Raw genomic sequence first — 9,099 nt, 5'->3', positions numbered from 1 at the left:
AGCACCGCCGACCCCGTGGCCATCGAGCCCGACAGCGCCAGCGGTCCGTCGAACCACTGGCGGATTTCCTGGATGAGGGCGAACGGGCTCTTGGTGCCGGCGTGGCCGCCCGCGCCGGCCGCCACGGCGATCAGGCCATCGGCCCCTTTGTCGATGGCCTTGTGCGCAAAGGTGTTGTTGATGATGTCGTGCAGCACCACGCCGCCCCAGCCGTGCACGGCCTGGTTGACGTCCTCGCGCGCGCCCAGGCTGGTGATCACGATGGGCACCTTGTACTTCTCGCACAGCGCCATGTCGTGCTCGAGCCGGTCGTTGCTCTTGTGCACGATCTGGTTGATCGCAAAGGGCGCGGCCGGCTGCTCCGGATGCGCGGCGTTGTGAGCCGCCAGCGTCTCGGTGATCTCGGCCAGCCATTCGTCGAGCTGCGAAGCGGGCCGCGCATTGAGCGCGGGCATCGCCCCGACGATGCCGGCCTTGCACTGCTCGATGACGAGCTTGGGGTTGCTGATGATGAACAGCGGCGAGCCGATCACGGGGAACGGCACGCGCTGCAACACGGCGGGCAGTCGTGACATGGGTCCGTCTCCTCAGAATGCGTCGAGCGCCATGTCGGCGATGGGGGTGTGGCCGGCCACGATGCCGTCGCGCCAGCCGCCGCAGCGGGTCAGGATGTGGTCGGCGTAGAAGCGCACGGTGGCGATCTTGGCACGCATGAACGCTTCGTCACGACCGGCGGCCAGCTCCCGCTCCGCGGCGAGCAGCGCGCGCGCCATCTGCCAGCCCGCCATCAGGTTGCCGGCCAGCATCAGGTACGGCACGCTGCCGGCGTAGGTGGCCACGGGGTCGGCCTTGGCCTGCGCGGCGATGAAGCGCACCACCTCCTCATAAGCCAGCCGCGCAGCCTCCAGGCGCGCCTGCACGGCGCGCGCCGCCTCGCTGCCGCTGGCGGCCAGCGCGGCTTCGGTGGCCTGGACCTGCGCCGCGATGGCTAGGGCCGTCGCTCCGCCATCGCGCGCGGTCTTGCGCCCGACCAGGTCGTTGGCCTGGATGGCCGTCGTGCCTTCGTAGATGGTCAAGATCTTGGCATCGCGGTAGTACTGAGCCGCGCCGGTTTCCTCCACAAAGCCCATGCCGCCGTGCACCTGCACGCCCAGGCTCGTGACCTCGTGGCTGATCTCGGTGCTGTAGCCCTTGACCAACGGCACCATGAATTCGTAGAAGGCCTGGTTCTGGCGCCGCACGGCCTCGTCCGGGTGGTGATGGGCGGCGTCGTAGGCGGCCGCGGCCACCGCGGCCATGGCGCGGCAGCCTTCGGTCAGCGCGCGCATCGTCATCAGCATGCGGCGCACGTCCGGATGGTGAATGATCGGCGCCGCACCCGCCACGCTGCCATCGACCGGGCGGCTCTGGATGCGATCGCGCGCGTACTGCACGGCCTTCTGATAGGCGCGCTCGGACACGGCAATCCCCTGCACCCCCACGGCGTAGCGGGCGGCGTTCATCATGATGAACATGTACTCGAGGCCGCGGTTTTCTTCACCGACCAGGTAGCCGATGGCGCCGCCGTGGTCGCCGTACTGCAGCACGCAGGTGGGGCTGGCCTTGATGCCCAGCTTGTGCTCGATGCTGACGCAGTGCACGTCGTTGCGCGCGCCCAGCGAGCCGTCCGGGTTGACGAGGAACTTCGGCACGATGAACAGGCTGATGCCCTTGACGCCTTCGGGCGCCCCTTGCACGCGGGCCAGCACCAGGTGCACGATGTTCTCGGCCATGTCGTGCTCGCCGTAGGTGATGAAGATCTTGGTGCCGAAGATCTTGTAGGTGCCGTCCGGCTGCGGCTCGGCGCGCGTGCGCACCAGCGACAGGTCGCTGCCGGCCTGCGGCTCGGTCAGGTTCATGGTGCCGGTCCAGCGCCCCTCGATCATCGGCGGGATGTAGGTGGCCTTTTGCGCGTCGCTGCCGGCCGTCAGCAGCGCCTCGATGGCGCCGTCGGTCAGCAGCGGGCACAGGGCAAAGCTGAGGTTGGCGGCGTTGAGGATCTCGCCACAGGCGGCCCCGATCGTCTTGGGCAGGCCCTGGCCGCCGAACTCGGCGGGGTGCTGCAGCCCCTGCCAGCCGCCTTCGGCGTATTGGCGAAAGGCTTCGGCAAAACCGGGGGTGGTGCGCACCTGACCATCCTCGAACCAGGACGGGTTCTTGTCGCCTTCCCAGTTCAGGGGGGCGATGACTTCCTCGTTCAGGCGTGCGCATTCTTCCAGCACGGCCTGGGCGGTCTCCAGGTTGGCTTCCTCGAAACCGGGCATCTGCGCGATCTGGTCCAACTGCGCCAGGTGCTCCATCGCAAAGAGCATGTCCTTGACGGGGGCCTTGAAGGTCATGGGGGTCTCCTAGGGCAAAAAAAGGGCATCCCTCGGATGCCCGTTTGTCGATGGCCGAATCAGAGGGCCTGCACCAGTTCGGGAACGGCCTGGAACAAATCCGCTTCGAGGCCGTAGTCGGCCACGCTAAAGATCGGCGCCTCCGGATCCTTGTTGATCGCGACGATGACCTTGGAGTCCTTCATGCCCGCCAGGTGCTGGATGGCGCCGCTGATGCCGACGGCTACGTAGAGCTGGGGCGCAACGATCTTGCCGGTCTGGCCAACCTGCCAGTCGTTGGGCGCGTAGCCCGCGTCCACCGCCGCACGGCTGGCGCCGATGGCCGCCCCAAGCTTGTCGGCCAAGGGGGTGATGACTTCGTTGAACTTCTCGGCGCTGCCCAGCGCCCGGCCGCCCGAAACGATGACCTTGGCGGCGGTCAGTTCGGGGCGGTCGCTCTTGGCCAGTTCGCTCTTGACGAAGGTGCTCTTGCCGGCGTCGGCCACCGCGGGCACCGATTCGATCGCCGCCGCACCACCCGCTCCCGCCGCGTCGAACGCCGTGGTGCGCACCGTGATCACATGCTGGGCATCGCTGCTCTGCACGGTGGCGATGGCGTTGCCGGCATAGATCGGCCGCTCGAAGGTGTGCGCGTCGATCACGGCGGTGATGTCGCTGAGTTGCGCGACGTCCAGCTTGGCGGCCACGCGCGGCGCCACATTGCGCCCGCCCGCCGTGGCCGGGAAGAGGATATGGCTGTAGCCGCCGGACAGCGCCAGCACCTGCGCGGCGACGTTTTCGGCCAGGCCGTGGGCCAGCGCGGGTCCGTCGGCGTGCAGCACCTTGGCCACGCCCGCGATCTGGGCAGCGGCCTGGGCGGCGGCAGCCGCCTGATGGCCGGCCACCAGCACATGGATGTCCCCGGCGCCAGCCGCCTGCAGCTTGAGCGCGGCGCCCACCGTGTTGAGCGTGGCCCCCTTGAGGGTGGCGTTGTCGTGTTCGGCGATGACGAGAATGGTCATGGCGGCGTGTCCTTTCCTCAGATGACCTTGGCTTCGTTCTTGAGCTTGTCGACCAGCGTGGCGACGTCGGGCACCTTGATGCCGGCGCTGCGCTTGGGCGGCTCGGCGACTTTCAACGTCTTCAGACGCGGCGCCACGTCCACCCCCAGATCGGCGGGCTTGAGGGTCTCGAGCGGCTTCTTCTTCGCCTTCATGATGTTGGGCAGCGTGACGTAGCGCGGCTCGTTGAGGCGCAGGTCGGTGGTCACGATGGCGGGCAGGGTCAGCTTGAGGGTCTCCAGACCGCCGTCCACCTCGCGCGTGACCTCGACCGCATCGCCCTGCACCTCGACCTTGGAGGCAAAGGTCGCCTGCGGCAGATCGGCCAGTGCAGCCAGCATCTGGCCGGTCTGGTTGGCATCGTCGTCGATGGCCTGCTTGCCCAGGATCACCAGGCCCGGGGCCTCCTTGTCCACCAGGGCCTTGAGGATCTTGGCCACGGCCAGGGGTTGCAGCTCCTCGTCCGTCTCGACCAGGATGGCGCGGTCGGCGCCGATGGCCATGGCGGTGCGCAGCGTCTCCTGGCACTGCGCCACACCGCACGAGACGGCCACGACCTCGGTGGCGACGCCTTTTTCCTTCAGGCGCACGGCCTCCTCGACGGCGATTTCGTCGAAGGGGTTCATGCTCATCTTGACGTTGGCGATGTCGACGCCGGTGCCGTCCGCCTTGACCCGGACCTTGACGTTGTAATCGACCACGCGCTTGACGGGGACGAGGATCTTCATGCTTGCTCCTGTGGGTGGTGGGGCAGTGACGCCAACTTTACGTTTACGTCAACGTCAACTGAGCGCATTGTAAGGAGGAAACTCCGCCAAAAAACGAACGACCGTTCGTTTTTTTGATTATAGGCGGTCGTGTGGGGTGTCACAAGCCCTGCGTGGCGCCGACGCGCCGCCCGTGCGACATCCGGCATCCCCGGCTCATGCGGCGCCCTCGCCGGTGTGCGGCAGCACGGCCGGGGCCGCCGCGACGGCACCCTCCGGGGACGCCCGCACGTGCAGCACGCGCTGCGGGTACGGGATCTCCACCCCGTGCTCGCGGAACAGCTCCAGGATGCGCAGGTTGATCGCCGAGCGCAGGCCGAGCTGGCCGTTTTCCGGGTCGGCGATCCAGTAGCCGAGCGTGAACTCCAGCCCGTCGGCGCCGAAGGCCGACAGCGCCGCGAGAGGCCCCGGGTCGCGCAGCACACGCGGCTGCTCCAGCGCCGCCTGCTCCAGCAGCCGGCGCACCAGCGCCACGTCGCTGTCGTAGGCCACGCCGACCACGGTGGACTGCCACACCTTCGGGTCCGACAGCGAGAGGTTTTCCACCCGCTGCGTGATCAGGATCTCGTTCGGCACGATGGATTCGCGCCCGCTGACGGCGCGGATCACCGTGTAGCGCGCCTTGATGTCGGCCACCACGCCCTCGAAGGTGTCGAGCCGCACCATGTCGCCGATGCGCATGCTGCGCTCGGTCAGGATAACGAAGCCGCTGACGTAGTTGGCGGCGAGCTTCTGCAGGCCGAAGCCGATGCCGACGCCGATGGCGCCGCCCAGCACCGACAGCGCCGTCAGATCGATGCCGACCGCCGACAGCGCCAGCATCAGCCCGACGAACAGCAGCAGCGCGCGCGCGGCGTTGCTGGCGGCCTTGCGCAGCGACAGTGACTCGCCGGTGGCGTCGCGCAGCAGGCGCGCCTCGATGGCCGACGACACCCACAGCGCCACGATCAGCACCGCGCCGGCCGACAGCAGCCCCTCGATCAGCGTGCGCACCGAAAGCTGGGTGCCGCCGAGCTTCCACGAGATCTGGTCCAGCTCCGCCAGCACCACCGGCAGCAGCCCGGTGATCCACGCCACCGCCGCCAGCCACGCCAGCCACGAGACGGTGCGCTCCACCGGTCGCAGCCACGCCGCGCCCTTGAACGCCACCTCCAGCACCTTGACGCCGATGCGGATGACCACCAGCGCGATCAGCGCCGGCAGCACGACGTGCCACACCGCGCGCGGCGCCCACAGCAGCGTCAGCGCGCGCGCGCCGTAGGCCAGCACCAGCAGCAGCAGCGGAAACAGCACGCCGTCGACGCCGCGGCGGCCGAACCAGATGGAGCGCTCGGCGTCCGGGTTGAAGGCGCGCTGCAGCGCCCGCACCGCAAGCCACGCGATGCCGACGCACAGCGCCAGCGCCGCCAGCTCCAGCAGCGCGCCGGGCTGCGCGAACGTCTGCAGCCAGGAGCCGAGGTCGTCGATTGGGACGGGCGCGGCGGGACGGGCCATCCGCTCAGCCCCCCGCGCGCCAGGCCGGCGCACGCTTGTCGATGAAGGCCTGCACGCCCTCCTGCGCCACCTCGTGCATCATGTTGCAGGCCATGGTCTGGCCGGCGAGCTGGTAGGCCGCCTCGATGCCGGTCTCGCGGTGCTGGTAGAACACCGCCTTGCCCATCGCGATCGCCTCGCGCGGCTTGGCCAGGATCGCCACCACCAGCCGCTCCACCTCCGCGTCCAGCGCGTCCAGCGGCACCACGCGGTTGACCAGCCCGCGCTGGCGCGCCTCCTCGGCGCCGATGAACTCGCCGGTCAGCAGCATCTCCATCGCCACCTTGACCGGCACGTTGCGCACCAGCGGCACGCTGGGCGTGGCGCAGAACAGCCCGACGTCGATGCCGTTGACGCCGAAGCGCGCCTCCTGCGCCGCCACCGCCAGATCGCACTGCGCCACCAGCTGGCAGCCGGCGGCGGTGGCCAGCCCCTGCACGCGCGCGATCACCGGCACCGGCAGGCGCTGGATCTGCAGCATCATGCGCGAGCAGCGCGCAAACAGCTGCTGGTAGTACTCCAGCCGCGGATTGGCGCGCATCTCCTTCAGGTTGTGGCCGGCGCAGAAAGCCTTGCCGGCTGCGGCGATGACGAGCACGCGCGCGCCGTCGTCGGCGGCGATCTCGTCGAGCTTGGCCGACAGCGCCTCCAGCATCGCTTCGCTGAGCGCATTGAAGGCCTTGGGGGTGTTGAGCGTGAGGGTGTGCACGCCGCGCGCGTCGCGCGCGTGCAGCAGGATCGGTTCGGTGTCGGGGGTGGTCATCGGCGGGGGTCTCCTCGTTTCGGGGCGGCGGTCAGACGTCGGCCAGCACGCGCACGTGCGCCTCGACGCTGCGCGCCAACGCGCTCAGGTTGTAGCCGCCCTCCAGCACGCTGACGATGCGGCCCTTGGCGTGGCGGCGCGCCACGTCCATCAGCCGCTGCGTGATCCAGACGTAGTCCTGCTCCACCAGCGCGAGCTGGCCCAGGTCGTCCTCGCGGTGGGCGTCGAAGCCGGCGCTGATGAGGATCAGCTGCGGGCGATGCGCCTCCAGCCGCGGCAGCCACATCATCTCGATCAGCTCGCGCACGTCCATGCCTTTGGTGTAGGCCGGCACCGGCACGTTGACCAGGTTGGCGTCGTCGCGGTGGTCCCATTCCGGATAGTAGGGGTGCTGGTAAAAGCTGCACATCAGGATGCGCTCGTCGCCGGCGACGATGTCCTCCGTCCCGTTGCCGTGGTGCACGTCGAAGTCGACGATCGCCACGCGCTGCAGCCCCAGGCGCGCCAGCGCGTACTTGGCCGCCACCGCCACGTTGTTGAAGAAGCAGAACCCCATCGCCCGGTTGCGGCAGGCGTGGTGCCCCGGCGGGCGCACGGCGCAGAAGGCGTTGGCCAGCTCGCCGTTGACCACGGCCTCGGTGGCGTCGATCGCGGCGCCGGCGGCGGCCAGCGCGGCCTCCCAGGTGTGGGGATTGAGCGCCGTGTCCGGATCGACGGAGAGCGTTTGCGGCCCGCCCGCCGCGATGGCATCGCGCAACTCATCGCTCAACCCGCGGATGGCCGCGACATGCAGCCGATCGTGGGCCAGCTCCAGCTCGGCGGCGGAAGCCGGGGTGGCGGTGCGCTGCTCCAGGGCATCGAGCAGGCCGGTGATCAGCAGGCGGTCGTCGATGGCTCCAAGACGCTGGGGGCACTCCGGGTGGCCTGGCCCCATGTCGTGCCGGACGCAGGCGGGATGGGTGTAGTAACCGGTCGGTTTCATGGCAGACGGGTTGGGGGCGGCGAGCCGCAGCGCTTTCCGGTATCGTCGGGGCATGACCGCGTACCGGCCCCTCATTGCCTCCTTGATGCATCAGCTTACCACGGTCATCGTGGGCAAGGACGACGTCCTGCGCGACGCCGTGACCTGCGTGTTGGCGGGCGGCCATTTGCTGATCGAGGACCTGCCCGGCGTCGGCAAAACGACGCTGGCGCAGGCGTTGGCGCGCACGCTGGGGCTGCAGTTTGCGCGGGTGCAGTTCACGGCCGACCTGATGCCCAGCGATTTGATCGGCGCTTCGGTATACGACCGGGCGCGGCAGGACTTCGTGTTCCACCCCGGGCCGCTGTTCACCCAGGTGCTGCTGGCCGACGAGATCAACCGCGCCAGCCCCAAGACCCAGAGTGCGCTGCTGGAGGCGATGGAGGAGCGTCAGGTCAGCGTCGATGGCGCCACGCACGCGCTGCCGCGGCCGTTCTTCGTCATCGCGACACAAAACCCCTTCGAGCAATTGGGCACCCACGGCCTGCCCGAGTCGCAACTGGACCGGTTTTTGATGCGGCTGTCGCTGGGTTACCCTGGCCGCGCGGCCGAGCGCGCCCTGCTGCGGGGCGAGGACCGCCGGCAGATGCTGCAAAGGCTGCCGGCGGCGCTCGATGCCGAAGGCTTGCTCGGCTTGCAGCAGGCGGTGGAGGCGGTGGCGGTGAGCGACCCGTTGCTGGACTATCTGCAGGCGCTGCTGGCCGCCACACGCGAGCCGCGCTGGTTTGCCCACGGCCTGAGCCCCCGGGCCGGCCTGGCGCTGCTGCGCGCGGCACGGGCCCGGGCGCTGGTGCAGGGCCGCGATTACGTGGCCCCGGACGATCTGATCGACGTGCTGGTCCCCGTGGCCGCGCACCGGCTCACGCCCGCGGCAGGGGCCGGACGGGATGCGGCGGGCCAATTGCGCGCACTGGTGCAAGCCCTTCCCCTGCCTTGAAAGCGCCCATGGCCCAGCCCCGTGCTCCGGTGCGAAGCCCGCTGGCGCGGTTGCGTGCCTGGTGGCTGGCGCGGCTGCCCGCGACCGCCGAGCATGCGCTGACCCACCGCAATCTGTACGTGCTACCGACCCGGCCGGGCTGGATGCTGGGGCTGACGCTGCTCCTGCTGCTGGTGGGCAGCATCAACTACCAGCTCAACCTGGGGTATTTGCTGACCTTTCTGCTGGCGGGCCAGGCGGCGGTCGGGGTGTGGGTCGCGCATCAGAACCTGCGCGGGCTGCGCCTGGGGGTGGGCCTCGAAGGCGAGGCATTCGCGGGTCAACCGGTTCGGGTGCGGGTCGATGTGCACAACCCGGGGCGCCGCGCGCGCTGGGCCGTGACCGTGCGCTGGGGGCAACCCCATTCGGACGCGGCGTCGGTCGACCTCCCCCCTGGCGAGACGGCGAGCGTGGCCCTGCCCCTGGTGTTTGCCACACGGGGGCGGCAGCCCCTGCCCCCGCTGTCCATCGAAACCCGCTACCCCCTGGGCGCCTTTCGCGTCTGGAGCTGGTGGCGCCCAGCAGGCACGGTGACCGTCTACCCGGCTCCGGAGATCGACGCCCCGCCCTTGCCCGGCGCAGCGACAACGGGCGGCCTTTTTCCACAGCACCCGCGCGGGG

At 69.7% G+C, this 9,099-nt stretch carries 8 protein-coding genes and 1 pseudogene; 2 read left to right on the top strand and 7 right to left on the bottom strand.

Going from position 1 to position 9,099, the window contains the following annotated elements; all coding sequences use genetic code 11:
• The 7 genes from V7026_RS10075 to V7026_RS10045 all read right to left on the bottom strand — a co-directional run.
• On the bottom strand, positions 1–575 hold a 575-nt coding region (locus V7026_RS10075), incomplete at its 3' end, for an NAD(P)H-dependent flavin oxidoreductase (protein WP_443082347.1).
• Between the two features lie 12 nt (positions 576–587).
• Complete coding sequence (locus tag V7026_RS10070) at positions 588–2,378, bottom strand: acyl-CoA dehydrogenase (RefSeq protein ID WP_334155251.1); 1,791 nt, start codon at positions 2,376–2,378, stop codon at positions 588–590.
• 59 nt (positions 2,379–2,437) lie between these two features.
• Positions 2,438–3,379 (bottom strand): electron transfer flavoprotein subunit alpha/FixB family protein, encoded by a 942-nt coding sequence (locus V7026_RS10065; RefSeq protein ID WP_334155250.1) that lies wholly within the window; start codon positions 3,377–3,379, stop codon positions 2,438–2,440.
• Between the two features lie 17 nt (positions 3,380–3,396).
• Positions 3,397–4,146 (bottom strand): electron transfer flavoprotein subunit beta/FixA family protein, encoded by a 750-nt coding sequence (locus V7026_RS10060; protein ID WP_334155249.1) that lies wholly within the window; start codon positions 4,144–4,146, stop codon positions 3,397–3,399.
• Positions 4,147–4,341: 195 nt separating this feature from the next.
• Positions 4,342–5,679: a mechanosensitive ion channel family protein gene (locus V7026_RS10055; protein ID WP_334155248.1), complete on the bottom strand. Its 1,338-nt coding sequence runs from the start codon at positions 5,677–5,679 to the stop codon at positions 4,342–4,344.
• A gap of 4 nt (positions 5,680–5,683) precedes the next feature.
• Positions 5,684–6,481 carry an enoyl-CoA hydratase gene (locus tag V7026_RS10050; RefSeq protein WP_334155247.1) on the bottom strand — a complete coding sequence of 266 codons (798 nt, stop codon included), beginning with the start codon at positions 6,479–6,481 and terminating at the stop codon, positions 5,684–5,686.
• A 31-nt stretch (positions 6,482–6,512) separates the two neighbouring features.
• Positions 6,513–7,463, bottom strand: a complete 951-nt coding sequence (locus V7026_RS10045; RefSeq protein ID WP_334155246.1) for a histone deacetylase family protein — start codon at positions 7,461–7,463, stop codon at positions 6,513–6,515.
• A gap of 52 nt (positions 7,464–7,515) precedes the next feature.
• Between V7026_RS10045 and V7026_RS10040 the strand changes: the two genes are divergently transcribed.
• On the top strand, positions 7,516–8,439 hold the full coding sequence (locus V7026_RS10040; protein ID WP_334155245.1) for an AAA family ATPase: 924 nt from the start codon (positions 7,516–7,518) through the stop codon (positions 8,437–8,439).
• An 8-nt stretch (positions 8,440–8,447) separates the two neighbouring features.
• Positions 8,448–9,099 (top strand): annotated as a pseudogene (locus V7026_RS10035) (DUF58 domain-containing protein); the annotation flags it as partial.

This window comes from Tepidimonas sp., assembly GCF_036825565.1.
GTDB lineage: Bacteria > Pseudomonadota > Gammaproteobacteria > Burkholderiales > Burkholderiaceae_C > Tepidimonas.
The sequence above is the reverse complement of the archived record's forward strand: the minus strand, read 5'-3'. Positions and strand labels throughout refer to the sequence as shown.